This is a genomic window from Campylobacter sp. BCW_6873 (genome assembly GCF_001762365.1).
In the GTDB taxonomy this organism is placed as follows: Bacteria; Campylobacterota; Campylobacteria; order Campylobacterales; family Campylobacteraceae; genus Campylobacter_D; species Campylobacter_D jejuni.
This window is the reverse complement of the sequence record NZ_MJWS01000095.1, coordinates 1-288: the sequence shown is the minus strand read 5'-3', so window position 1 is coordinate 288 and position 288 is coordinate 1. Positions and strand designations below refer to the sequence as shown.

Below are 288 nucleotides of genomic sequence, written 5' to 3'. Positions count from 1 at the left end.
AATAATTTCTAGTCTTTCAGGGCTATAGTATCTTGGAGCATTAGGATAGCCTTGAGGAGGAGTTAAGGCTGCTAGTTTGGCGCTTAATACTAGGGTATCTTTGAATAAAGTGGCTTGTCGATCACCCCAATCATTTGGAATATCAGCATCGAATCTAGTTTCCATTCCATTTACATATCCATCCATATAATGATCAAATTCATTTCTACTTTCAGAAGTAGAATCCACATCTCTTGGATCTTTTAATTTACCTTTTTCAATATCATCATATAAAGCCCAAATGATTCT

General features: G+C 35.1%; 1 pseudogene. It reads right to left on the bottom strand.

Annotated elements, in window-relative coordinates:
* Positions 1 to 288: pseudogene (locus AJ932_RS10160) on the bottom strand (hypothetical protein); the annotation flags it as partial.